This is a genomic window from Nostoc sp. DSM 114159, assembly GCF_053470285.1.
In genome coordinates, this window is the sequence record NZ_JBPFEH010000001.1 from 7,149,301 (window position 1) to 7,175,812 (window position 26,512).

Sequence of the window (26,512 nt, forward strand, 5' to 3'; positions counted from 1 at the left end):
AGATGCAATTGTTAGAAAAAATCCTACACTAAAACAGCACAACAAAGCTGAAAAATGGCAATTAAAATTTCAGATGAAAGTTTATTGCCTAATATAAAGCAGCTAAGATAAGCGCCATACGGCAGGCTATATGGCTTTGCAAAAGTTAAAAATTAACGAGAGATAGTTATCAGGTAATGAATGCGATGAACAAATTAACCTTTTATATGATTTTGTTACATAGTTTGTTTTTAGGGATAGCGACAGCTAGCGCTAAGTCACCGTTTGTTAACAATGTTGATACAGCCAAGCATATTGTTGGAGAAAATGTGGTAGCAGTCAGCAGTGAAGATAAATCCAATAGTCAGTTATCGACAGAAACTTCTTCAACGAAAATCTCAAACTTATCATTAAATAATATTAATATTCCTCAGAAACAGAGGCTACCGTCAAATCAAGTTTGGGTAGTTAATCAAAATAAACCCGCACAGCCTCAACCGTTTATTTGGATAGTAAAAAACCTGAAACAAGCAGGTCAGCAACCATTTTTACAAGTCGCAAACCTCTCAGAGAAAGCAAATGCCAAGCCTAGTACTACCGCGAAACCAGCAGCAAAGGATGATTTAGAGCCATTTAACGAAGTAATTAAAAACACCCAAAAATCAGGGGGATTGTTCACCCTTTATCGTAATAAAGAAAAGAACAAGATTTATCTAGAAATTAAGCCAGAACAACTTAATAAAAATTACCTAGCTACGGCAACCCTGGAATCGGGTATTGGCGAACGGGGTATTTACAGTGGTATGCCTCTGCAAGATTTTTTATTTTATTTCAAACGGGTAGATGATAAATTACACTTTGTCATCCGCAATGTGAATTTTCGCACTCGTGAGGGAGATCCCCAAGTGCGATCGCTGACGCGATCGTTTAGTGATTCTGTTCTCTACACCATTCCCATTAAAAGCATTCATCCAGAACGCAAAACTATTCTCATTGACTTAGAAGATTTGTTACTCACAGACTTAGCTGGATTATCTGTAGGTTTAGGAGTTCCCAAAAGCACAAGCCAGTCCTATTTTGGTACTGCTAAAGCCTTTCCTCAAAACTTAGAAGTCGAATCAATTTTGAATTACTCTGATAGTGCTGAACCCAACAGTGAAGCGGCAAACTTTGGGTCGCTAGCTGACAACCGTGGCTTTACCCTGCGCGTTCACTACAGCCTTTCCCAACTACCCGATCTAGATTATCGACCGCGCCTTGCTGACGATCGCGTTGGCTATTTCATCACCGCCTATCAAGATTTATCCAAAGATGACGATCGCGGCGATTCTTTTGTCCGCTATATCAATCGCTGGCATTTAGAAAAACAAGACCCGAAAGCAGCCATTTCTCGTCCCAAAAAACCGATTGTCTTCTGGATTGATAACGCTGTACCCTTAGAATACCGCGATGCCATGAAAGAAGGCATTCTCATGTGGAACAAAGCCTTTCTCAAAGCTGGATTCAAGGATGCAATTGAAGTCCGCCAAATGCCAGATGATGCTACCTGGGACCCGGCAGATATTCGTTACAACACAATTCGCTGGATTAATACAGTTGATGGCTACTTTGCAATGGGGCCATCTCGCGTTAACCCATTGACAGGGGAAATTTTGGATGCAGATATTCTCGTAGATGCTAGCTTTATCCGGGCACTCAAGGGTGAATATCGCAAAATCGTCCAACCCAGCCAAACAGAAAATCGCACGACTTTATCAGCTTTGATGCAAAATCGCCTACTTTGCGCCAATGGTTTAGATGGGAAAAACAATGGTGTCCCCCAGAAGATGCAAGGACAAGAGGGGTTGTTGAATCGTCTATCGAAAATGGCAGGTCAGTACGATTTATGCTACGGCATGGAAGCTGCTAACCAGTTTGCCTTTGGTTCACTGGCAATGTCTCTGCTGCCTGATACTATGGCGACTCCAGACAAGGTGAAAGAATATATTAATCAATATTTGCGTTTAATCATCGCTCACGAAGTTGGACATACTCTGGGTTTACGTCATAACTTCCGTGGTAGTACACTGTTACCACCACAGGAGATGAATAATACCGAAATTACCAAAAATAAAGGCCTGACAACTTCTGTCATGGACTATATTCCTCCAAATATTGCCCCTCAAGGTACAAAACAAGGAGATTATTTTCCGAGTATGGTGGGGCCTTATGATGAATGGGCAATTAAGTACGGCTATACAACAATTCAGACATCAACTCCTATAGCAGAAAAGCCAATTTTGGAGGAAATTGCTGCACAATCTTATAAGCCAGAGTTGAGTTATTCCACAGATGAAGATGTATATGACCTTGACCCCACAGCTGATGCTTGGGATAACAGCAGTAATGTGCTGCTTTATTCTCAGTGGCAGTTGAATAATTCGCGGGTGATGTGGGAACGTCTGGATAAGCGTTTCCCAAAGGCTGGTGATAGTTACAGCGATGTCAGCGAACGTTTTAGTACAGTATTGGGTAACTATTTTCAGCAAATATATTACACTACAAAATATATTGGAGGACAATCTTTCTATCGCATTCACCCCAGCGAGATACCTGCCGAGAAAGTCTCTGGAGTTACCCAACACCGTTTACCATTTGTACCAGTACCCGTTGAAGAACAACGCCAAGCTTTAGAAACGCTACAAAAATATGTATTCGCAGAAGATGCTCTGAGTTTTTCACCAGAATTACTGAATAAATTAGCACCTTCTCGTTGGCGACATTGGGGTAGTTCTCCACAAGTTGGTCGTTTGGATTTTCCCATTCATGACTTGGTGCTACTGATGCAGGGTTCTGTGTTGCGAGATTTACTCTCAAGCGATCGCCTTTCTCGTCTCAAGGATATTGAACTCAAAACTACCGAAGGAAAAGCACTGACTCTACCAGAACTATTTGACACTTTACAATCAGATATTTGGACGGAAGTCATCAAACCAAAAGGTAAACCGATGAAAATTACTAGTTTGCGGCGAGGCTTGCAGCGTCAGTATTTGGACATTTTGACTAGTATGGTCTTGCGAAAAGAAAATGTTCCAGAAGATGCTCGTACTTTGGCATGGTATAAACTAAAACAGCTTGATGAGAAGCTAAAGGGCGTTAATTCTGAGGATGAATACACCAAAGCGCACTTATTAGAAACGCGCGATCGCATTGAGAAAGTCTTGAATGCACCGTTGCAAACAAATTAAAAAAGTTAGGAGTGAGGAGTTAATAGTAAAATTCCTCACTTTTCTTTTTTTCCCCTAATTTTGGCAAAATATATTTAGAATGCTCTACGGACAGAAAAAATAGTTTATGTCAGCTAGAGATAAATTTCACAATGTTGTAAAATCGGCATTACAAAAGGACGGATGGCGAATTACTCATGACCCTTTACTAATTCGCATAGAAAATATTACCGATATGTACATCGATTTGGGAGCAGAGAGAATTATTGCAGCCGAAAGAGAGGGACAAATAATAGCAGTTGAAGTTAAAAGTTTCATTGGTACTTCAACTATTTCTGAATTTCATACTGCGGTGGGACAGTTTATTAATTATCGATATGCATTAGAAGAAATAGATTCAGAGCGAGTTTTATATTTAGCAGTGCCCTTAAACACTTATAACGATTTTTTAAATAAACCATTTATTAAAAGTATTATCCAGCGCAGTCAAATCAATCTGATAGTTTATGATGTGGAAACGGAGGAAATTATCCGATGGCAGATTTAGATAAATATCGAGAGTGTATTCGGCAATTACTTATAGAATATGCTCAACGCGCCTCCTGTAATAATGAAATTGAAGCTCAAACAATTTTTGACGTAGAACAAGACCATTACCAACTGATATATATTGGTTGGCAAAATAGACGTAGGGTTTTTGGCCCTGTAATGCATTTTGATATCAAAAACGGCAAAATATGGATTCAGTGGAATGGTACAGAAGAGGATGTAGGTGAGCAACTTACAGCAATGGGAGTACCAAAACACGATATTGTTGTTGGGTTTCACCCGCCTTACATCCGGCAGTATACAGATTATGCTGTGAGTTAAAAGATTGTTGCTAAACTACTTGTAAAAATCTCATGCACTCTACGTGTGTTGCACCCTCGATCGACTGTACGCAATACACATCTGGATTGCTCAATTTTTTCCATTCAGGATAACCAATGCGATGTATAAAAACTCAAAATGAGGCAGCAGATGAGAATTTTTTTCCTGCTACCTCTGCATTATCTTAACTACTCAATGCTTTTAAAAATCGTTGCAAACTCTTAAACACGCTGGGCTTTCTCGCAGGTGTCGCATCTGTTGTTTGCGGTTGTCCTTTTAAAACAATGAGATCCAAATCATCACCTGATGGTTTTGTGGTTAATTCGGCAATTCTTTGATATTCGCCGCCCGTTTCCAGCCAAACTTCCCACTGTCCTGGGTAGCAGCGATATAGGGCACTTCGATCGTCTATGGGGCGCACGTAATAGGCGGATTCAATGGTACTGATAAAGCGATCGCGGATTTTTCTCGCTGTATAACCAATGCCCACGGTTCCAGAATCTTCTAAGCGAGGATTTAACAAAACTAAAGGGCGATCGCCTATTACTTCACACAGCTTTTCCAACTGCGGCACTTCTACCGATGTGGGGGCGATGAATAAGAAAATTTCATCCTCTGGCTGAATTTTTGTCTGCAAAGAAGCAGCCCTACCCGTACCAATATCCAAAATTTGAAATGGCGCATCTACCCAATCACGTCGGGCTAGGGCCGCAGCCCCAGCGTCAGCAAAGAAAATCTTCAAACGGGAATCATAATCTGTAAACGCCGGTAGAAATTGTTCTGCTATCGGCATAAACTTCAGTTCCGGGAACAGGAACTCAACTTGTAAGCGAGTACAGCCATCTGCAAGGGCAGCTTGAACGGCTGTACGAGATTGGGCGATCGCATCTTCAAGACTATTTGGAAGTTCACTCATAATTTGCATGGTTCTGTAGTGTCTATTCCCATTGTTTCAGTATTGGCTCTTAATTAGGACTTACACAGATGAGATTGCCCAATCCCCTTAAAACGTAGGACTGTTTCACTTGAGTATTCCCCTAATAATATAAATCCTCAAATATCTCCATTAAACTCAGTCGCCAGCAGGAGGATACTTAGCTCAATATTTTTTATACTCACAAATAAACCTTATAAACAACTTAGGAACAGCGTATGCCTCTTCATAAACTTGAACGCTTTGACCCAAATTATCGAGATACTTTTGGCGGAGACGATCTCAAAGCGTTGGATCTTTATACTGAAGGTGGGGACAGAGTTGGCTCAGTTGCTGACGTTTTAGTTGATGATGATGGTCATTTCCGCTATTTAATTATTGATGTCAGCTTAGATTTTGTTAACAAGAAAATCTTACTACCAACTGGTCTTTGCCGGATCAGTTATCTAGAAAGGCGCGTCTATGTTGATGGGTTAAGCAGACAGCAAATAGAAGGTTTACCCGATCATACAGAAGATGCGATCGTTAATAATGATTACGAAGAAAAGGTACGTAGTGTATTTCGTTCTCCAACTAGCGGTGTGACTTCCGATCGCGATACATACAATTACCAAGAAAATCCCAATTTATATGGATTGAATGAGCAATCTCATCAAACTTTTAAACTCTATGAAGAACGATTAATTGCCAATAAACAGCGCATCAAAACCGGAGAAGTCACGGTTGGTAAGCATATTGAAACAGAAACTGTAAGCGTTACAGTACCCGTTCAAAAAGAACGAGTTTTGATTGAGCGAATTACGCCAACAGAAGCAGGAAAGGTTGTAAATCCCAATGAACTTAAGTTTCAAGAAGGAGAAGTAGCACGCATAGAAGTGTACGAAGAAACGCCTGAGATACAGAAAGAAGCGTTTGTGCGTGAAGAAGTCCGGGTGAAAAAAATAGTAGAACAGGACATTGTGGAAGCACAAGACACTATTCGTCGAGAAGAATTAGATGTTGATACTGCGGGTAATTTAGATGTGCAATAATTTGGTGTTACTGCATATAAAGCTATTTAATTAGCTGGTTGATAAATTTGTTTGATAGATTTATCTAAAAATTATCATACAGGCAAAGTTAATTTGATCTCTGCCTGTATTTTTTATTCAATAACAAGATTTTCAAGTTTCTAAAAAGTAAGTAATCTTAACATTCAAAAAATTATATCTTGAGAAACCATCTATAGATCCAAGGATACAAGATACAAAATACAAAACTTTGCATTAAAAATCTTAATATATCTGGTGAATCCCGCGTACTAAAGCTAGACATATCTTTACAACAGTCAAGTGAGATGCTCCTAATTTCATGTCTCTAGTTAGCCATATCGCCCAAAATTATCTATAACTTTCGATTATTTAACTCTGGAAATAATTCATTCGGCAGAAGGATGTACAAAAATAAATCAATGTCTACTTTAGTTATTAAGAGATTGACAAAAAATATTTGAGGTTAAAAATAATGGTTCTTTACAAATTAGAAGATTTTGAGCCTAGCTATCAAGAAAGTTTTGATGGTCATGACATTAAAGGGCAGGGTGTCTATACACAGGGAACTGATGAAAAAGTTGGTACTGTTAGCGATATTTTAGTTGATGAAGAAGGTCATTTTCGCTATCTAGTTGTTGACTTAGGCTTCTGGATTTTTGGTAAAAAAGTATTACTACCAATCGGCCGCGCTCGTATCGACTATAATACCGATCGCGTTTACACTATTGGTTTGACTAGAGAGCAAGCTGAAGATTTGCCTGAGTTCGATGAACGTCAAACCCTTGATTACGACTATGAAGAACGGGTGCGTGGGGTATATCGCCAACCCACAGACTACAACAACCTTGCTGTAGAAGCTGCAACACCATTAGACCCTTCAGCAGGATTAGATCCTTTAGGAACGCCTGTAGCACCATTGGGTACAACTCCCACTTACGCCCGTGATAGCTACACTTACGAAAATGAGCCTGCTTTATACGGTTTAAACGAGCAAGATCATCAAACTCTGAGATTGTATGAAGAACGGTTGATTGCCAGCAAACGACGCCAAAAAACTGGAGAAGTAACGATTGGCAAGCATGTTGAAACTGATACCGCACGGGTTGCAGTGCCAGTAGAAAGAGAACGAGTCGTGATTGAACGTGTAACTCCAGCAGATGCGGGTACGCCTGTTTCTGGGCGCGAAGCAGACTTCCGTGAAGGCGAAGTTGCTCGCATAGAAATCCATGAAGAAACTCCTGATATTCGCAAAGAAGCATTTCTGCGTGAAGAAGTCAGAGTTAGAAAAGTGGTCGATCAAGACACAGTTGAAACTCAAGAAACTGTGCGTCGTGAAGAGTTAGATGTGAATTCTGGTAATCTTCCCATTGAAGAACGCTAACTATACATAGTCATTAGTTACTAGCTAATGACTAATAATTAATTCTATACAGTACAGGTGAAGCAGTTGAATTAGCTTTACCTGTCCTTACGCTGATACCACTTACAATACTTTTCGGATAAACCCAACAATCTCTCTTTTGGTCTGGGGAAAGGGGTAAAGGTAAATTAAAATCGTTACCCTTTCCCCTTTCTCGCTGAAGCGAAAAGTATCGATCTCACTAAGGATTTTTGATTGCAAATATTACTCTGGATATGAGTTGGATAAATCCATTGAGTGCAAATACCTTCTAAATGGTATCCAGATGATTAATACATTTAATTTAGCTAAGTAGAAAGCAGTTAGTAAACTTTCCAGATGAATAGCCAAACTATGGCAAAAAACACATTACAGGCAAAGGGTAATTCTCGCACTATCTCCTCGCTGGTAGATTTAAGAAAGAAGGTGAACAATTTTGCTGTATTTGATAATCAAGGTCAGCTAGTAGGAGTAGTTCATGATTTAATTGTGGATGCTAATCGTCGGCTAAACCTCGTAATATCGAACCAGGCTAATCAAAAAACTGCTGAATCTAGCCAGCAGTTAGCTGATAAACATCCTTCTTTATTTCAGTTGCAGAGCCAGAGAATCAAAAAAATAGACAAGCCGACTCAATCTGTTTTCATAGACTTAAACAAATCAGAAATTGAATATATGCCTGAATATTTAGAATCAGAAACACCAGGCGATTTTAACTCAACTGAGCAAGTAGCTAACAATCAAACTACAAATAGCTCAGTTGAGTCATTAAATAATTTAGAACAGATTCCTGAAGAACAGATTATTCGTCTACTAGAAGAACGGCTAGTTGTTGAAAGCAGTAAGCGTAAAGTTGGTGAGGTAATTGTTCGCAAAGTAATTGAAACTCGGATGGTACAAGTTCCTGTCCGGCGTGAAAAGCTGATTGTGGAACAAATTAGCCCAGAACACAAACAACTTGCAGAAATTGATTTAGGACAAGGAGAAATTTCTGGGCTTGATTTGACCGAAGTAGAAAGACTTGAAGTTACACATGACAGCGGTTTAACGGTAAGCGGCGAGTTTAGCTCACCTAAAATTGCTAATTTATTATTGAATGCGATCGCACTAGAGCGAAATCACGGCTGCAAGCAGGTGCGTGTTACCATTGCTGTTGAAGATGAGTTGCACCAGAAAAAATACCAGGAGTGGTTTGACCGCTGTTCTAAAGGTCAATCACTAAAGCCATAACAACAAGTTTTTAACAAGTTTCTAGCAGATAAAGATAGTAGGGTGGGCATTGCACACCCTATTTTTTTGCTGATTTAAGAAAAGAAAGCTAAATTTCTACTGCCTAATTGTCTAGAGTGAATGTCTCTAATGCAACTTAATTTACAATACTAAGTAGTTGGCGTTCTTTTGGCTACTTGCAATGAAATTTCGACTGAAGAGACTTTCACCCAAGAAACGACAGCGTTCGATCCCACCGATTAAGATTCAAGTTCAAGATGGAAAATTTGAAATTATAGGTATGGGTGCATGGCATTCCTACTGGCGCGATCCTTATCATCTGCTGTTGACGATTCCTTGGATTGGCTTTCTGCTGCTGATTTGTACTTTCTATATAACGATTAATGCTCTATTTGCCCTAGCTTACTCGATCGGAGGAGATTGTATTGCCAACGCCCAACCTGGCTCTTTTTTAGATTTATTTTTCTTTAGCGTCCAAACCCTAGCATCTATTGGCTATGGGGCAATGTATCCGAAAACAACTTACGCCAACATTATTGTCACGATTGAAGCAATGATCGGTTTGGTGGGAATTGCTGTGATGACAGGACTAGCGTTTGCTCGGTTCTCTCGACCTACAGCCCGTGTACTTTTTAGCCGTGTTGCTGTCATTACACCTCATAATGCGATGCCGACTCTGATATTTCGCAGCGCTAATAAGCGTCGCAATACGATTCTGGAAGCGCAGATGCGAGTCTACTTGATGCGCGACGAAATAACCCTAGAAGGACAGTTCATACGTCGGTTCCACGATCTTAAACTGGTGAGGAACCAAACACCTAGCTTCACGTTAAGCTGGTCAGTGATGCATGTCATTGATGAGTTTAGTCCTTTGTATGGGATGACACCAGAATCGTTAACCCAGACAAATACTATGCTGATTGTCTCTTTGAGTGGCATTGATGAAACGGTTGTCCAGGTTGTTCATGCCCGTCATAGCTATAGTGCGAATGAGATTTTGTGGAACAATCAATTTGTCGATATCATTTACCACACACCCGATGGAAATCGCTACATTGATTACAACCGCTTCCACGATGTTTTACCTTTAGAGTGAAGGGGTGAAATTTCTGAAAGTTACTCGAAAGTTTGATTGAGTGGTGGTTGTAAGGATTTAACGACCACTCGACCATTTTCAATTACAGTGCAACTTTTAACCGCACTCTTACTGTGGTTAACTGGCACATCCTGGCACTGCTTTTGGTGGGCGATATTTTGCTCTTGTTGTTGGTTGAGGACGACAACACAACAGGGGCAGGAAGTAAAGGACATATAACTTAATTTTGATCTCTATATCTATTATCGCGCTACTGATGCTGTTTGAGTGAAAAATTTGCTACTCATGTATTTTGATCGTTCAAAGCTCCGTCAAATTTCTCGTAAGTACTTGCTTTATTGTGCTTATAGCCTGTTTGATATATCTAAACCAATTCAACAGGAAAGCGGTTATAGATCCCGCCCCGCTTTCCTCCCTGCCCAAAGTTGTTTGCCAGGGTTAGATAGTGGGTTTTTCTAATGAAAAAATTTTTGAGATATCTGGGTTTAGGTTTTCTATCTACGTTCTTGACTGCTACTCCCGGATTGGGGGCTGAACGCATTAGCTTTTATTATCCTCCCTTCGGCGAATTTTATTTATCGGTGGACTCGCTGGAAACCTTTGCTAAAGAGGGCAAAATCGATCAGGATTTGTCCTTTTATGCTAGCCGTGCGACTCCTGAACAACTCGCCCAACTGCGGGATTTACTCCAGCAACGCTTTAATCTCACTCCTACACTAGTATCTCAAGTTACCTACTCACCGATAGGAGAACAGTTGGTGCAACAACTGGGAAAATTACTGCTCACTGAGTCTCGAAAGAATGGCTTCTATGCCATACGTGCCTCTTTAATTTTGTCTGCTGCCGATCGACAAGAGGGGTTAACGGTTGTGAATTTACTGCGGAAATTTCCTAGCGATACTATCCGGGTGAATTTCACAGAGGGATTAAGGATAGTCGATGACTTGTCGCAATTGATTAAAAAAAAGGATGAAGTTTTTGCCTCTCTGCAAAAAGAAGCGATCGCTCAAGCAGCCACTTCCAAAATTGATTTCTCCCAAAAACCAGATTTGCGATCGCCAGGAAAATTCACCTGGCAGAAAAAAAGCCTAGAGTTAAATGACATTTCTCGCTCGCGCCGTCTACCCGTAGATATCTATCTGCCGTCAGCAGGTTCACAAAAAGCTGGAGAATTATTCTCTCCTCCCTTCCCTTTGATTGTAATTTCTCATGGACTGGCTTCAGATCGCTCTACCTTTGTCTATCTAGCTGAACATCTAGCATCCTATGGTTTTGCTGTGGCTGTACTGGAACACCCTGGTAGTAATGCCGAACGCTTTCAACAATATTTTGCGGGTTTGGCAGGGCCGCCAGATGCAGCAGAATTTGTCAACCGACCTTTGGATATCAAATATCTACTCAATGAACTCCAGCGTCTAGATAAATCCGATCCCACCCTCCAGGGAAAACTCAATTTTCAGCAAGTTGGGGCGATCGGTCAATCCTTTGGTGGTTATACTGTTTTGACTTTAGCAGGAGCCGAGATTAACTTTAGCCAACTGAGGCAAGATTGTAATCCCGATAATTCATCCTTTAATTTATCACTGTTTTTGCAGTGTCAAGCAAACGATTTACCTCCAAAGAATTACGAACTCAAAGACGATCGCATCAAGGCCATCATTGCGATTAATCCCATTGACAGCTCAGTTTTAGGTCAGGGGCAAATCAGTCAAATTAAAATTCCCGTCATGCTGGTAGCAGGTAGTCAAGATGTTTTCGCACCACCCGTATCTGAACAAATTCGCCCCTTTACCTGGCTTTCTGACTCCAATAAGTACCTGGCTTTGATTGAAAATGCCACCCACTTTTCAGCGATCGCCGAACCGACTTCTCAAAACAATGTCTTACCTGTACCACCTGCTTTACTGGGCCCCGATCGTGCGGCTGTTTTTTCCTATCTCAACGCCCTTAGCGTCGCTTTTTTAGAAACCCATCTCCTTAACCGCCCTGAATACCGTTCCTATTTGCAGCCTTCCTATGCCACATTTATCAGCAAAGAGCCGCTTAATCTTAGTATTTTACAGTCGTTGTCGGTAGCTCAGTTCGATCGAGTTTGGAGTGGGCCAACTCCCCAGTCCAGCAAACCATCAAATCCTCAACCTACTTCCACCCCTTATCAACCTTTGAGGCAATGAAACAGCCCTGCCCTTCAAAAGGGGGACTTTGATTCTAGTTCCCCCTTTTTTCAGGGGGGTTAGGGGGGATCTAAAACCGTGCAAGAGGTCTAATGCATAAATCCTGAGTGATTCTTAATGGCGTGGAATACAAGAAAAAGCCTACAAATCTGTTAGCAACCTTGCTTTTCTCAAAATAAATGTCATTACGGTTTCTTTTTTGGAAATGATATCAGCTGTAACTTCCATCCCCGGTTGAATGGGATAGGATTTATCGCCCTTTTTTAAATAAGGTCTCTCTGCCTCAATTGTCACCTCATAGTAAGGCGCAATTGGATTGCCGTTAACTTGAGATGTAATAGCGTCGGCGGTTATAGCTCTAACAGCTCCTTTGAGGATGCCGTAATCTGGGTACGGATAGGCAGAAAACCGCATTTGTACTTCCCCTTGCGAACATTTCGTTACTTGTACGACTTTACACACCTGTACTTTGCTAATATCAGAAGCGGCAACACGGGCTTTGATGACCAGAGGTGCTTTACTAGGAGCAATTTGAGCGATCGCATCCCCAGCACGAACAACTTGCCCAGGATTCCTTAATTCTAGTTTTAGGATAGTACCTGCCTCTGAAGCCTGAATTACAGTTTTTTGCAGTTCTGTTGAGAGTTGTTTTAGCTCTTCTTGAGCGCTGCTGATTTGATTTTGAATTTCTACTTGACGCCCAATCAGTTCTTGTCTTTCTTTGTTCAATGCCGCAAGCATAGACTCACCCTTTGCCCGTTCTTGGGCAATGCGTTCTTGGGCGATCTCCACATTTGCGCTAGTGGGATTGAGTCCAGTTTTAATCCCTTCTAATCTGGCAAGTGCAGCTTTGAAAGCTTGTTCTTTTTCCTTAATCTGTAGAGTTGCGATCGCTCCAGTCTTTGCTAACTGCTGATATCGCTTCAGTTCTTCCCTTGCTAACTCTACAGAGGCTTCTACTTCATCCACTTCTGCCTTACTGGTAATTCGCTTGTCTCCATAATCCCGTTGATTACGACTAAGATCGGCTTGCGCAGAGATAATCGCTTGTCCCATAGAATTGGATTCAGCTGTGATTTGATTCTGTAGCGCTCTTAGTTGTGCATCGATTTGCGTTCTTTGTAAATGATTCTGCCGGATATTGCCGGCAATTTGGCTTTTTTTACTTTGTAATTGGGTGTCGTAGAGCAGTGCAATCTCATCTCCCCTTTTCACAACTTGATTTTCTTTGACCCTAATGCTTCTAACCGTGCCTTCTGCTGCTGCTTGCACTAACCGTATTTCTCCCGTGGGACGGACAGTACCATCTGCTCTCACGACTATGTTGTATTGAATGACACTTGCAAGTCCGAAGGCAGCGCCAACACTTCCAATTAAAAATATCCCTCCCAGCCTTGTCCAACTGCTAATTGGAGGAAGATATTCGTCGCTTTCAACTGGGCGGAGAAAGTCCGGTTGGGGGTCAATAAGCATATATGTTAAAAAATATTTTAGTTGTGCAAAGAATTTAGCAGGTGGCTAGCTAGTCTAAGAAGGTGATAGTTATGAACTTCGTACAGTACCAAGTATGAAAATGCAAAGCGACATTACATCTATATATATAGATATTTATTGAACAAGCATTTTCAACTTAGGAGCCTTTTTTCTCACTCTGAGAGGTTGTTTGAAAAGTATTATTGCTAACATCTAAGTACCATAAATCTAACGTCTCTATCCCCCTTTTTTAGAAGAAAAGGGAGGATTTCAAAGCCTCTCGACCTTTTGGGAGAGGTTTGTAAAGAGTTTTCTAATATACTTTGCAACTTTTCAAACATCCTCTGAAAGCTTAGTCTTCTTATCCCCTTCCCTTGGGAGAAGAGGAGCCGCTTGTCTTAGAGGTTTCTCCATCAGCAATAGCTAAAAACCGATCCATAGCCTAAGTCTATATAACAATTAGTGGCTTTTAGTAAAAAGACCAAATCTTTATAATTTTCTTCTAAAATTTTACCTTTTCTTTATTTACTTGCAAAAATTTCTATAATAGAGAGAAAAATTTTTCTTTTATCTTCTGATTAATAAGTAGTTAAGCTAGTTTAAAAGCATTGTTATTACAATCTTTTATGCTATTTTCAATAGACTCTGTATAAGCAAAGTACAAAAAAAAGAATACTTGCGTGATAATACGTGATACAAAAAATTAAGTAAAATTTTTAAGTTTTCTAAATTTGCTTTTTGACGATTTTGTATAACAAAATACTATTTAACTGATTTGATACTCTTTCTTTAAGGTTTTGTGCCTCAATAATAGTATTAATACGTTAACTCTCCTGTTTATTTTAGTCTAAAATTAGACATTATTTTTCAGAAAATCTTTATACGTATATATATTTTTGCCATACAATTAAATCCAGAATATTTATCTATTTAAAGAGAATAAAATTCATAGTTTTTTTAGAAAACAGTGAAAATAGTATAATTATTAGCCAAGTAGTATGTTTGTTAAGAACTTGTAATACATATTTCTTTAGGAAATAGTTGTTTGATTACACTAGTTTCACCCATATAATTTCCTTAACAACACAAAAACATTCATAAATGCGCTGTTTGCATTGATAAATGTAGTGTGATGTTATCTAAAACTCAACAACCAAGTGAGAACTAAAACTATGGAAAGCACATTGTTTACTGCATTAACCACCAACGAAGAAGCCAATCTGTCTGGTGGTTTCTTTTTTAACGTGCCCAATAAGAATGTAGTAATAACAAATCAATATGCTAGTGCTAAAGCATATGGTTTTAAAGCAACTGCAATTGCTAGCAACTACAACAGCGTTTATATCGACAATTAGGGCAATAGGCAATTTGTATGAAGTTCAGTAGAAGGGAAATAATAAGCGTAAAGACACGATTAACGTGTCTCTACTCAGGATAAAAGTTCACGTTTCAAGTAATTTACACTGTTGACGCAGGTTAAATTAATTTTGCGCGTGGCTTAATTGCTAATCGACTTAATCCTAGTAGCCATTAGCTGTTTCTCTATGGCAGTCATCCTAACATACGTTTATTCCAACCCATCTACTTTTCTTTAAAAAAGTTAACAACGTGTTATTGATAATTGCTAGTGTTAATTATCAATAACACTTTACATAGGCTTTTCGCTCACAATATCCATAACCTTTGATCGATACTTAAAAACAGGTAAGGATAGTAAAAACTAATACAGTTTGTATCAGCTTTTATTTAACAAAGTGAATTTAATATAACTAACATGAGTTGCTGGTTACAGCCCTCTGAGCATCAAAATACAATATTCTGTCTAAGTATTAAAACTATAGTGCGACTAAACTATAGGTTAAATTTTTAACCATGCAGGGATAAGACCCTGCTATTTTTTTGGTTTTGTCACGATATAAATACTGGAGTGGGAAATGAAATACCAAGTTGTTGCACAACATAGTGAAGAAGATTGTGGAGCTGCTTGTCTTGCTTCCATTGCCAAACATTATCGACGTAACTTTACAATAAATCGCATCCGGGAAGCGGTAGGCACTGGGCAATTAGGAACAACATTGTTAGGACTGAGGCGGGGAGCCGAAGCGCTTGGTTTTAATGCACGCTCAGTCAGAGCATCAAATGAAATATTAGACAAGATGAGCCAAGCGCCACTGCCAGCAATCATTCACTGGAGAGGCTACCACTGGGTTGTTTTGTATGGTCAAAAAGGTAAGAAATATATAGTTGCCGACCCAGCCGTTAATATCCGTTATGTCTCTAGAAAAGAGTTAATGGAAGCTTGGTCAGATAAAGTGATGCTTTTACTGGAGCCAGATTCGGTTCGCTTTTATGCTCAACCTGATGATAAAACTGACGGCTTTGGGCGCTTTGTACGGCGTGTATTGCCTTATGGAAACATACTATTCGAGGCTTTTCTCTGCGCTTTAATTATTGGTCTGCTTTCATTAGCTTCTCCCATTCTGCTTCAAATTCTGACGGATGATGTACTAGTTCGGGGTGACACCCAGCTTCTTGTTGCTGTAATTATTGCCGTTGTGGTGATGAATGTTGTGTCAAGTAGTTTAAAACTAGTTCAGTATAACCTAATTGCCCATTTTGCCCAACGGCTGGAGTTAGGATTAATTTTAGAATTTGCTAGGACAATTCTGCGGTTGCCTTTGACTTACTATGAATCGCGTCGCAGTGGCGAGATTGTCAGCAGATTGCAAGATATTCAACAAATTAATCAATTAATTTCTCAAGCAATTATTAGTCTGCCAAGCCAATTATTGATTGCAGCAGTTTCTTTAAGTTTCATGCTGTTCTATAGCTGGAAACTTACCTTAGTTGGTGTGATTATTGCGATTGTAATGAGTTTGTCTACGATTGTTTTTCTGCCTACACTTCAACAAAAAATCAGAAGTGTCTTAGTTTTAGATGCAGAAAACCAAGGTGTTCTCGTTGAAAGCTTTAAAGGCGCTTTGACACTCAAAACTACTACCGCCGCTCCCCAGTTTTGGGAAGAATTTCAAAACCGATTTGGTCGTTTAGCAAATCAAACATTCCGCACAGTTCAGATTGGAATTATTAACGGCATCTTCTCTAGTTTAGTTTCTAGTATTGGCAGCATTAGTTTGATTGGTTTCGGCAGCATCCTAGTTATTAACAAGGAACTCAGCATCGGTCAACTGCTGGCATTTAACGGAATGAATGGTAATTTTTTAGCATTCATTGGTACTGTACTCAACTTTATAGATGAATTTACTCGTGCAAAAACTGCTACGCAGCGCTTAACAGAAGTTATCGATTCCACACCTGAAAATCAAGGCGATACTAAAAAACCTTTTACGAAGATTCCTAACAAGGCTGATATTATTTGCACAAATCTCAACTTTCACTATCCTGGGAGACTAGAGTTACTGCAAGATTTCTCCCTAACTATTCCTGGCGGTAAAGTTATTGCTCTAATTGGTACATCTGGCTGCGGTAAAAGTTCTCTTGCTAAACTGATTGCAGGTTTATACTTGCCTAATTCTGGTAACATTCGCATTGGTATTTATAATCTACAAGACCTAGCCCTTGATTGTTTGCGGCAACAAGTAGTCCTTGTTCCGCAAGAAGCTCATTTTTGGAGTCGCTCTATTATTGATAATTTTCGGTTAGGTTCTCCTCACGTCACTTTTGAGCAAATTGTCGATGCTTGCCAAATTGCTGAGGCAGACGATTTTATCAGTAAACTACCTGAAAAATATCAAACTGTATTAGGTGAATTTGGGTCAAATATTTCTGGTGGACAACGGCAAAGATTGGCTATAGCTAGAGCCATTATCAACGATCCACCAGTTTTGATTTTAGATGAATCAACAGCTGGACTCGATCCAGTTAGTGAAGCTCAAGTTTTGAATCAGCTATTGTTGCATCGCCAAGGCAAAACTACGATTTTGATTAGCCACCGTCCGAGAGTAATTGTCCGTGCTGATTGGATTGTGCTATTAAATCAAGGCAAATTACAAATCCAGGGAACTGTGGAAGATTTGCGTGCCCAACCAGGAAACCATTTAGACTTTTTAACTCCTTAATTAAACTGATGGGCTTTTTAGCATTTTTCAGGTATTTAGACCACAACTTAGACGGGGAATAGAGAGTGGTGTCAATACTGCATAGATTTTGCCTAAAAAATAGAAATGTGTAGCGACTGTTTTAAAAGTCAAGCTACACCTACGCACCTGTGTACTCGATCGCGGCGCGATAAAGTTTGAAGTACCTCGAAACGACTTTTAAGTACCTCAAAACGACTTTGGAGTACCTCGAAACGACTTTGGAGTACCTCAAAACGACTTTTAAGTACCTCAAAACGACTTTTAAGTACCTCAAAACGACTTTTAAGTACCTCGAAACGACTTTTAAGTACCTCAAAACGACTTTTAAGTACCTCAAAACGACTTTTAAGTACCTCGAAACGACTTTGGAGTACCTCAAAACGACTTTTAAGTACCTCAAAACGACTTTGGAGTACCTCAAAACGACTTCGAGGTATCTGTTTTACAAATATTCTTAACCGAGCAGTCTTGATATCCATCCTTGCTGCGAGTAAGTCGATTTAAGCGTGGGGTAATAATTACTAATTACGTAAATTTACGGAGTACGACTTTAGGCAGAATCATCAATTAGGAATCATGTTGACTTACAGTTAGATCCCCGACTTATTAGAGAAATCGGGGATCTTATTATTAATGAATGATTGAAGTTGGTTATAGACAAAGCAAGTCTCAAGCATTACTTTGATGAACTCAAAGCTAAACCTAAATAAATTACTATTTCTTCTAAAGTTTTGGCTGATAATTTTAGACAACAATCTAGCCATTTTTGATTATTTTCCATCAATAAAGGTCATCAACCTTTATTTTTAATATAGGACTAGTATTTGATTTCTGAAAAAGCTCCGTACATTTGAAGAGTGGCAAAATCAAAGGTAGTGTGTCGGAGAAACCACTCAAACATCCATTTGAGATGAGAGAACGAAGGAATCAAAGCACAGAAACGCCTTACCCAAGTTTTAGCTTGTAACCAAATATCTTCAATTGGATTTTGTGATGGGCAATTAGGGGCTTTAGCGTTCACAATGAATTTTCCAGTGTTCTTGAGACAAACCAAGGTTTATCTCGCCTAAAAAGTTTTGAACCAGATGTGAACGATGGTAAGAAGCACCATCCCAAAAAAGAAGTAATCTTTGGTTGGGCGACTGATCTAATAAATAACGTAGATAATCAATCGTATTTTCTGAGTTACCTGCGTTATATGCTTTGAGCAGTAAGCCTCCCTTCAAATAGTCAACTGCCCCGTAGTATGTCTGTTTATCTCGTACATTAACAACTCTCACTGTTATCTCTTGGTCAGTTCTTCCCCAAACATATCCGCTTAAATCTCCCCACATTAAATGACATTCATCAAGCAGTAATACTTTTAACTTTCCTGTCTCGATTTCCTCCCGATGCCTTGCCAACAGTGTTTCAATCTCTTTTTTTTTTGCAGCAACAGCATCCTCGTCAGCTTTTGGATTCAAAGAAGTAGTTTTCTTCCAACTAATTCCTGCCGCATCAAATAAATCGTAATAGCTCCGTTTTGATTCATAAGTTAGATCGTATTCAAAAGCCAATTTATATTCGAGTTCGCCAAGTTCCCAACACTCCTTTGTTTGCAACCAACTTAAGATTTCTTCTCGTTGTTGAGCAGTTAAGTAGCCTTTTCTTCCCTTGTGGTTCAAGTGCAGCCCCGAAATTCCATATTCCTCGTAGGCTTGTTTCCAGCTTGTTATCGAACCAAGTGACACATCTAAAATTATTTGAATTTCTTCATACTTGTAACCTTGATAAACCAGTTTAACTGCCAAAGCTTTCCTTACCTCACGCGCATCTGGGCGATCATCTATAAATTCTTGTAGTTCTGCGATCGCGGCTTGTAGATGCTGGTTTATCATTGTTCTTTATTAGACAGATGCACATCTCAGTATTATCGCTTGGTTTTTTTCAGAAATCAAATATGATTCCTATAAAACAGTAAATATACTGATGTAATTTTGTGAGTTAAAAACTCTAACCATTGCAACCATTAATCAAAATGCTATATGTCTTTTTTGTTTCTAAACCATGAATTAAATATCACAATTTCCTAAAACAAGGCTATTTGTCAGGAAAATGAGATATTGGTACTGAGGGATTCATAAAAACTTATTTAATAAAATCTTTTGTATATATATACTTGTCGTTAAGAAGTATTAAGAAATTCTTATTAAAGAATATTGCAATAGCTTGATTTAATTGCTAACGTGTGTATGACAGCGATGCTGATGAACGCTCGGATCTAGGAGAAATAAAATCTATGAGCTATATCTATTCAGCCAAGTGTGTTAGGCTTTGACGGGTTCAAAACGAGAAATTTCTGCCTCATATAGACAACTATGAGGGATTGCAGATTAACCAAGAAATGTCTCGTTGCTAAAGGCTTAGTTTCAGTTTGATTTCAATTGCGATTGATTATTTGTCTTACTTTGTGCCGACAAGTAAGTAGCTCTTGCTTGTGTGTATCGGCAATAACGAGGAGTTTGGTAAGACTTAAATTTTGGAGAATAAAACTAATGGAGATTCAAGGTAAAGTTGCCCTAATTACAGGGGCTTCGCGTGGAATTGGACGAGCGATCGCCATCGAATTAGCGCAACAAGGCATCAAGCGGATGATATTGGTAGCACGCGATCGCCGCAAGTTACTAGAGGTAGCCAACGAAATCGAGGCGATGGGTACGGAAGCTGCGATCGTGGCTTTAGATTTAACGCAGACAATAGAAGTGAATATCGCTGTTGCCCAACTGTGGCGCAATTATGGACAGATTCACCTGCTGGTTAATTGTGCGGGAGTCGCATACCAAAGTTCATTTCTGCAATCTAAAATGCCCCAAGTTCAAGAAGAAATTTCTGTGAACTTGTTAGGAATGTACAACCTCACTAGTTTGATTGCTCGACGCATGGCCAGCCAAAGACAAGGGACAATTGTCAATGTATCGAGTCTGATGGGGAAAGTAGCTGCACCAACGATGGCGACATACTCAGCAACCAAGTTTGCCATCTTAGGATTTACCCAAGCCTTGCGCCAAGAATTAGCCGAATATAATATCCGCGTCATTGCATTACTGCCTTCCCTGACAGACACAGACATGGTGCGCGACTTAAAATTATTTCGCTGGGCGATCCCCATGACTCCCCAGCAAGTGGCTAAAGCACTCGTCACCGGAATGCAGAATGATTCATCAGAAATTTTAGTTGGATGGCAAAGTCATTTAGCCGTGTTGTGTCAACGCCTCGCCCCTTGGTTGTTAGAGCTAATTTTACGAATAGCAACACCGCCAGCACCAAGCAGACAACGGCTGATTGAAAAACTTATCCCTTCGCGTAGCGTTTCGTAGAGAAGGAGAGACACCGAGAGCGATCGCTGACTCAACACTCCTGAATAAACTTCTTTGAAATCTTCAGTTGTTTGGCTTTACCCTTGTGCAAAAAAGTAAGGCTCGCAGTGCCAAGAAAAGCTAATAAGCTGAAAGTAGAAGTAGATTCAGGAACAGACTTGGAATTCTCAATTTTGATAACTTGTCCAAGTCCTGGGCTATCGCCTCGGTTTGTCACGTAAATAGCATCATCAGCACCAATAGTCAAAGCAGTAGGAGACTCTAATCCATTGCCACTCAGAATAGTTGTGCGAGTTCCATCAGGAGCTATTTTAATTACAGAACCATCTAGATTACCTTTCCAGAGTGATTGATTGGCATATTGCAAAGCATATAAATTACCTTGACTATCAAAATCTAAGTCAGTAAGTTGGGTAAAGCCATCGGCATAAACTGTTGGTTTATTATCAGCACCAACTCGATAGATTTTTGCTTTACCTTCGGGAAAAGGAAAACCAGTTAATTGACTAATATAATAAGCGCCATCTGGGCCTTTAGCGATATTTGTGGGTACTGCTTGGATTTCAAATGGCGATGACGATGCGCCAGTGGGAAAAACTGGATTAGTTAATGTCTGGCGGGGAATTGTGGCGATCGCTTTTAAATTACTTCCATCAGTCCCGACGCTGAGTAATTCATTAGCACCAGTATCAACTGCAACAATCTTATTTCCATCTAAAAGAAGAGAGAAGGGATTGCTAATTAGATCGCCTCCATCAGGATTATTTGCAAGTTCATAATTAGCTAAATCAGCCACACTAGTCCAGGAATTTGTATTGAAATTAGCAGTGATGATTTTTCCTAAGTCAGTGTTACCTAATCCGGCTCGAAATGTGGGATCGGAAGCATACCCAACTGCAATATAAGGTTTGCCACTGGCATCAAATTTTATATCATGAGGCCCAGCAGTATCAGTACCATCTGGTAATGCCAAAGAAGGAAGTCCTGTAAGTATACGCTTTTGTGTACCATTTCCAATCTTTGTCACTGCACCAGTTGTGCCATAACATAAAGATTGACCTGCGGCACTCGGTGAAGGAACACAAGCTCCATTTCCGCCTGTTCCTGCTTCTGTGACATAAAGGCTGCCGTCAGGGCCAAAAGTTAGACCCCGTGGACTATTAAGATCGTCGGCAATTACTGAAAATGATGCCGCTTCTGCTGCTTTCATTCCCGAAAAAGCAGCAATACAAACACTCAAAAATGTAATTCCAAATTGTTTTAGTTTCATGAGACTCCTCCTAAAATTACATTTGCGTAAAGCATAAAATGGAAATTTTTAACTTGATAAATAATAATATTTAATGTTTATAGTTTCTGGGGATTTTATAGCTTATTTAAAAGAGGGAAACAGATGCAAACCCAGAAAGCCAGATGAAATCTGAATTCCTGAATTTTGAGTTGTATCATACCATTTCCAAAAATCTTTGCAACATCATGAATTGGCTATAGGGGCGTACAGATGTACGCTTATAGCAACAAAATTAAATAGGATTACTGGATATGTTCTAACGCTTTTTATACAAGTGTGAGAATCGAACTGTTGAATTATAGTGCGGGACTACAAGACGATCGCAGTTTGCATCAATAGATAAAGTTGCAGTTCAGAAATTGCTGGGCGATCGCATAATTAGACATACCTTGTTTCGGAGCAATCAGAAATGCTTTCTTCCCCCACAACCCTGACTCCTTTGCCCGAAATCATTGATGGCTTACCGAATATTTCTGGTTGGGAAACAGAGGTTCTCTCTGTAGTTAACCAAGATCGACCAGTATTTTTACCAACCACGAATATTCGTTTAGAAGACGTAAATGCTGTGTTTGCGATCGCTTTGCACATGCACCAGCCAACTATACCTGCTGGAAATGGTGGTACACTCATCAGCAATCTGCAATATATGTTTGAACATCCCCATGAAGGGGATAACCACAATGCCAATCCTTTTGCCTATTGTTACAGCCGGATGGGAGACTTCATCCCGGAACTTGTAAGTCAAGGTTGCAATCCGCGTGTGATGTTGGATTACTCTGGTAATCTGCTGTGGGGACTGCGGCAAATGGGACGCGGTGATGTTCTCGATAACCTTAAACGGATTACTTGCGATCGCACCTACCAACCTTATGTAGAATGGCTGGGTACAATGTGGAGCCATGCAGTTATTCCTTCCACACCCATAGCAGATATTAAATTGCAGATCGTTGCATGGCAACATCACTTTGCGGCAATTTTTGGTTGGGAAGCATTAGCGCGAGTCAAAGGATTTTCGCCCCCAGAAATGCACCTACCAAATCACCCCGATGCTCTCTTTGAATTTGTGAAAGCGCTGAAAGAATGTGGATATCGCTGGCTACTTGTTCAAGAACATTCTGTAGAAACTCTTACTGGTCAATCTCTCACTCATAAACATTTACCACATCGTCTAATTGCCCGGAATTCTCAAAGCGAAACAATTAGCATCACAGCTTTAATTAAAACCCAAGGTTCCGATACTAAATTAGTTGCTCAGATGCAGCCTTATTATGAAGCAAAAACATTATCCAAACAACAAATTGGGGATGTATTTGTGCCACCAATAGTTAGCCAAATTGGCGATGGTGAAAATGGCGGCGTGATGATGAATGAATTTCCGAGCGCTTTTAAACAAGCTTGGTGGGATATGGTAAATAATGGGGGAGGAAAATCAGGTGTTGTTGGTGTGTGTGGTACAGAATATTTAGAATTAATCGAAGCAGCAGGATGCACACCTGAAGATTATCCAACTTGTCAGCCAGTGGGACAACATCAAATTTGGCAGCGAGTTTCACCAGAGAATATCCAACCGGAAGCTGTAGAGAATGCCATTCAAGAATTAAAGCAAACAAACTCTAATTTTCATCTAGATGGAGCCTCGTGGACAAATCATATCAGTTGGGTAAAAGGATATGAAAATGTGTTGTCTCCCATGTATCAATTAAGCAGTTTATTTCATCAAAAGATCGATCCATTACTGCAAACTGACTCAGCAGAACCGATTGCTAGACAATCTCAATACCGTAACGTTCTTCTACATAACCTTTTGCTGCAAACAAGTTGTTTTCGTTATTGGGGACAAGGTGCTTGGACTGATTACGCGCGGGAAATTTATCAACGTGGCGAAAGCTTACTGCAAAAGACATTTTAATTAATTGGTGTTTAGGGACTTCCAAGAAATAAATTATCCAATCTTGTGGGGTGGGCAACATGAGCGCCCACCCCACAATAAGTAATTGAGTATTTTTTTATTTGGAAGTCCCTTAACCGTAACGCACTGCATTTCTTGGTGCGTTACGCCTGTTTTAACGCACCCGACAAATTAATGCTTGTTGAATCTACCAAAATAAATACGCGATATACCGAAATAAGAAAGTAATCAAGCATTTTGAGAAAGCAATATGCCTTTTTGCTTGCTGAATTACCGAAATGAGAAAGCAATACGCCTTTTTGCTTGCTGAATTTACCGAAATGAGAAAGCATTTAAGCATTTTGAGAAAGCAATATGCCTTTTTGCTTGCTGAATTTACCGAAATGAGAAAGCATTTAAGCATTTTGAGAAAGCAATCAAGCATTTAGAGAAAGCATTTAAGCATTTTCCTTAATGAATTTAGTCAAAAGATGAAGTTAAAGTGAACTTACTGAAAATATTCCTTATAATTTCGATGCCAAAGTAAATATTGGGTTTTATCCTTGAACACAACCAGACCTCTTGCAAAAGTATTTTTGCAAGAGGGGGGAAAGGGAAAAGGTTAAAGGGAAAGGGTTTTTCTTACCCCTTACCCTGATAAAAGAATAATTTCAACACAAATAAATGCTGATTTAAAAATCAGTATTTTAACAATTATTGATTGGAAAATGTTCACATTTAGTTTATTTTTTTAAAAGCATATTGCTACAACAGAGGTAACAATATTTCAAATTTTGTACCTATACCAGCTTGTGAATGAAAATTCAATTTACCACCATGTCTCACGGTGATAATTCGATAACTTACTGCTAAACCAGTATTTTTACCATTCTTTGTTTCCACAGAAAAAGACTCTATAATTTGCTGTTGTAATTCTTCAGACATTCCAGAGCCATTGTCAGCAATGCGAATTAAAACCCAGCGAGAATCTGGTGCATTTGGGTTGCTTGCTTCTTGTGATATAACTTCTGTGGTAATCTCAATTCGGGGTTTTTGAACAGTTTTTGTCTCTTCTAAATGTAACTGCTGTCGCACTGCTTCATTAAGTAAAGTATCCACAACTTCGCTTAAAATATTCATCAAAACCTGGTTTAACTGTCCCATGAAACAATACACTGGGGGTAATTGACCATAGTATTTGACGATTTCAATTTCTCCTTGAAGACGGCTGTTAATTAATAAAATGATACTATCTATAGAGGCGTGTAAATCCACTGGTTTGGGATAAAGCTCATCAATATGACAGAAGTTTTGCAAGCTAGTAACGAGTTTTTTTAATCTTTCCGCTCCCGTGCGAATACTAGCAAGCGATCGCGACAAATCTTGTTCTAAAAACTCAAATTCAATTTCTTCTTTAGTCTGATTAATTGCCTGAGAAACTGATGGTAACTCTTGCTCGTAAGCCGCTATCAGCTTGAGTAAATCTTGACTGTAGTTTGAAACATAAGTTATGTTACCCCAAATAAAACCCACTGGGTCTAAAATTTCGTGGGCTACACCGTCAACTAAACGCCCCAAATTTGCCATCTTATCATTTTGAATCATTTGGGCTTGACTGCGTTCATACCGAATCAGATTGTCGATTCCCCGAATTTGCCAAGAAATAATATTCAATTCTTGAACATCTAACAATCTATAATCACCAGATTCAGTTTGTACTACAATTGGTTCTGCTAATAATTCTGGCGATCGCTTTAAGCTAAGTTGCATCGTAGTTAAAATCGATGTTGTATCCGCAACCAGCAAAATCGGTGTCCGCGCATAGCTGTAGAGAACAGCTAATGGTTGCTGAACAAATAACTCTTGTCCGAATGGACGAATTAAAAATTCCAGTAGTCGTCGCCGCGAAATCATCCCAATAAACTGTCCCTGTTCTACCAAAATTACTCCTGGTAGTAGGGGGTATTTGTCCAAAAAACTAGCCACTTCCATCCCGGTGTGGCTAATTTCCACCGAGAAATTATACATTGGTAGTTCTTGGAGGGTTGAATCTAAACCAAGATCGCGATCGCTACCCTCAGACAAAAATGGCGGTGAAATTTGGCAACTGAATTCTTCTGGCACTAGACACCCTGATTTTTTCAAAGACAGGTAAAGAATAAGTTAATATTTTACATTCTGCCACCCTCAAAATCTGGTTTTAGTTTAGGTATGTAATAAAACCAAGGGTCTATCAAGCTGAAAATATTTCTCAGGCGACTGAAAGTAATTGGCGTGCAATTTATAATCTGGGTGGAGAATATTGAGAAAGCGATGTCTACGATGGTCACTGACTTGTACTGAGTTTCGACTGCGCTCAACTACCGCGCAGCCGAAGTCGCTTGTCGTACCACTTCGTGGAAGCAAGCTAGCAAGAGCGTCTCCAAGAGTTGTGCGGGCTACGCCTACGCAAGCTAAACTAAAAATAACCTTTACCAAGAGTGCA

The 26,512-nt window shown here is 39.6% G+C and carries 19 protein-coding genes and 1 pseudogene; 12 read left to right on the plus strand and 8 right to left on the minus strand.

Features of this window, described 5'->3' with window-relative positions:
- Nucleotides 1-185 precede the first annotated feature (185 nt).
- The 3 genes from ACR5KR_RS30385 (at nucleotide 186) to ACR5KR_RS30395 (ending at nucleotide 4,055) form a co-directional block, all read left to right on the plus strand.
- Nucleotides 186-3,206 carry a zinc-dependent metalloprotease gene (locus ACR5KR_RS30385; protein WP_448269104.1) on the plus strand — a complete coding sequence of 1,007 codons (3,021 nt, stop codon included), beginning with the start codon at nucleotides 186-188 and terminating at the stop codon, nucleotides 3,204-3,206.
- A 106-nt stretch (nucleotides 3,207-3,312) separates the two neighbouring features.
- Nucleotides 3,313-3,732, plus strand: coding sequence for a XisH family protein (locus ACR5KR_RS30390; protein WP_448269105.1), 420 nt, complete (start codon nucleotides 3,313-3,315; stop codon nucleotides 3,730-3,732).
- Nucleotides 3,720-4,055 carry an element excision factor XisI family protein gene (locus tag ACR5KR_RS30395; protein WP_448269106.1) on the plus strand — a complete coding sequence of 112 codons (336 nt, stop codon included), beginning with the start codon at nucleotides 3,720-3,722 and terminating at the stop codon, nucleotides 4,053-4,055. Before ACR5KR_RS30390 ends, ACR5KR_RS30395 begins: the two co-directional genes overlap by 13 nt.
- Nucleotides 4,056-4,239: 184 nt before the next feature.
- On the opposite strand, the gene ACR5KR_RS30400 is transcribed toward ACR5KR_RS30395, so the two are convergent.
- Nucleotides 4,240-4,971: a DUF1995 family protein gene (locus ACR5KR_RS30400; RefSeq protein WP_448269107.1), complete on the minus strand. Its 732-nt coding sequence runs from the start codon at nucleotides 4,969-4,971 to the stop codon at nucleotides 4,240-4,242.
- Nucleotides 4,972-5,207: 236 nt separating this feature from the next.
- Here ACR5KR_RS30400 and ACR5KR_RS30405 point away from each other — a divergent pair, with 236 nt between their 5' ends.
- From ACR5KR_RS30405 to ACR5KR_RS30420, 4 genes are all read left to right on the plus strand, one after another.
- A complete protein-coding gene (locus ACR5KR_RS30405; protein ID WP_445628897.1) occupies nucleotides 5,208-6,020 on the plus strand; it encodes a DUF2382 domain-containing protein in 813 nt (270 codons plus the stop codon).
- Between the two features lie 472 nt (nucleotides 6,021-6,492).
- The gene (locus ACR5KR_RS30410; protein WP_448269108.1) at nucleotides 6,493-7,401 is read left to right on the plus strand and encodes a DUF2382 domain-containing protein; all 909 of its coding nucleotides are present in this window, start codon (nucleotides 6,493-6,495) and stop codon (nucleotides 7,399-7,401) included.
- Between the two features lie 357 nt (nucleotides 7,402-7,758).
- A complete protein-coding gene (locus ACR5KR_RS30415; RefSeq protein ID WP_448269109.1) occupies nucleotides 7,759-8,649 on the plus strand; it encodes a YsnF/AvaK domain-containing protein in 891 nt (296 codons plus the stop codon).
- A gap of 181 nt (nucleotides 8,650-8,830) precedes the next feature.
- Nucleotides 8,831-9,745, plus strand: a complete 915-nt coding sequence (locus ACR5KR_RS30420; protein WP_448269110.1) for an ion channel — start codon at nucleotides 8,831-8,833, stop codon at nucleotides 9,743-9,745.
- Between the two features lie 20 nt (nucleotides 9,746-9,765).
- On the opposite strand, the gene ACR5KR_RS30425 is transcribed toward ACR5KR_RS30420, so the two are convergent.
- The gene (locus ACR5KR_RS30425; RefSeq protein ID WP_448269111.1) at nucleotides 9,766-9,960 is read right to left on the minus strand and encodes a hypothetical protein; all 195 of its coding nucleotides are present in this window, start codon (nucleotides 9,958-9,960) and stop codon (nucleotides 9,766-9,768) included.
- A gap of 243 nt (nucleotides 9,961-10,203) precedes the next feature.
- On the opposite strand from ACR5KR_RS30425, the gene ACR5KR_RS30430 reads away from it, so the two are divergent.
- Nucleotides 10,204-11,919: an alpha/beta hydrolase gene (locus ACR5KR_RS30430; protein WP_448269112.1), complete on the plus strand. Its 1,716-nt coding sequence runs from the start codon at nucleotides 10,204-10,206 to the stop codon at nucleotides 11,917-11,919.
- A gap of 141 nt (nucleotides 11,920-12,060) precedes the next feature.
- Here the strand turns inward: ACR5KR_RS30430 and ACR5KR_RS30435 are convergent, their stop codons facing one another.
- A complete protein-coding gene (locus ACR5KR_RS30435) occupies nucleotides 12,061-13,392 on the minus strand; it encodes an HlyD family efflux transporter periplasmic adaptor subunit (protein WP_448269113.1) in 1,332 nt (443 codons plus the stop codon).
- Nucleotides 13,393-14,564: 1,172 nt separating this feature from the next.
- On the opposite strand from ACR5KR_RS30435, the gene ACR5KR_RS30440 reads away from it, so the two are divergent.
- Together ACR5KR_RS30440 and ACR5KR_RS30445 are read left to right on the plus strand one after the other, a co-directional pair.
- Nucleotides 14,565-14,747, plus strand: a complete 183-nt coding sequence (locus ACR5KR_RS30440) for a hypothetical protein (protein WP_322695640.1) — start codon at nucleotides 14,565-14,567, stop codon at nucleotides 14,745-14,747.
- Between the two features lie 579 nt (nucleotides 14,748-15,326).
- Complete coding sequence (locus tag ACR5KR_RS30445; protein ID WP_448269114.1) at nucleotides 15,327-17,471, plus strand: peptidase domain-containing ABC transporter; 2,145 nt, start codon at nucleotides 15,327-15,329, stop codon at nucleotides 17,469-17,471.
- 128 nt (nucleotides 17,472-17,599) lie between these two features.
- On the opposite strand, the gene ACR5KR_RS30450 is transcribed toward ACR5KR_RS30445, so the two are convergent.
- The gene (locus ACR5KR_RS30450; protein ID WP_448269115.1) at nucleotides 17,600-17,971 is read right to left on the minus strand and encodes a hypothetical protein; all 372 of its coding nucleotides are present in this window, start codon (nucleotides 17,969-17,971) and stop codon (nucleotides 17,600-17,602) included.
- 338 nt (nucleotides 17,972-18,309) lie between these two features.
- Nucleotides 18,310-19,345: pseudogene (locus tag ACR5KR_RS30455) on the minus strand (IS630 family transposase); the annotation flags it as partial.
- A gap of 681 nt (nucleotides 19,346-20,026) precedes the next feature.
- Between ACR5KR_RS30455 and ACR5KR_RS30460 the strand changes: the two are divergent.
- A complete protein-coding gene (locus tag ACR5KR_RS30460; RefSeq protein WP_448269116.1) occupies nucleotides 20,027-20,848 on the plus strand; it encodes an SDR family NAD(P)-dependent oxidoreductase in 822 nt (273 codons plus the stop codon).
- 31 nt (nucleotides 20,849-20,879) lie between these two features.
- Here ACR5KR_RS30460 and ACR5KR_RS30465 read toward each other — a convergent pair whose 3' ends face one another.
- Entirely contained in the window at nucleotides 20,880-22,118 is a 1,239-nt protein-coding gene (locus tag ACR5KR_RS30465) for a ScyD/ScyE family protein (protein WP_448269117.1), read from the minus strand.
- Nucleotides 22,119-22,548: 430 nt separating this feature from the next.
- Here ACR5KR_RS30465 and ACR5KR_RS30470 point away from each other — a divergent pair, with 430 nt between their 5' ends.
- The gene (locus ACR5KR_RS30470) at nucleotides 22,549-24,048 is read left to right on the plus strand and encodes a glycosyl hydrolase family 57 (RefSeq protein ID WP_448269118.1); all 1,500 of its coding nucleotides are present in this window, start codon (nucleotides 22,549-22,551) and stop codon (nucleotides 24,046-24,048) included.
- Between the two features lie 744 nt (nucleotides 24,049-24,792).
- On the opposite strand, the gene ACR5KR_RS30475 is transcribed toward ACR5KR_RS30470, so the two are convergent.
- Both ACR5KR_RS30475 and ACR5KR_RS30480 read right to left on the minus strand, forming a co-directional pair.
- The gene (locus ACR5KR_RS30475) at nucleotides 24,793-26,151 is read right to left on the minus strand and encodes a sensor histidine kinase (RefSeq protein ID WP_448269119.1); all 1,359 of its coding nucleotides are present in this window, start codon (nucleotides 26,149-26,151) and stop codon (nucleotides 24,793-24,795) included.
- Nucleotides 26,152-26,232: 81 nt separating this feature from the next.
- Nucleotides 26,233-26,505, minus strand: coding sequence for a hypothetical protein (locus ACR5KR_RS30480; protein ID WP_448269120.1), 273 nt, complete (start codon nucleotides 26,503-26,505; stop codon nucleotides 26,233-26,235).
- Nucleotides 26,506-26,512 lie beyond the last annotated feature (7 nt).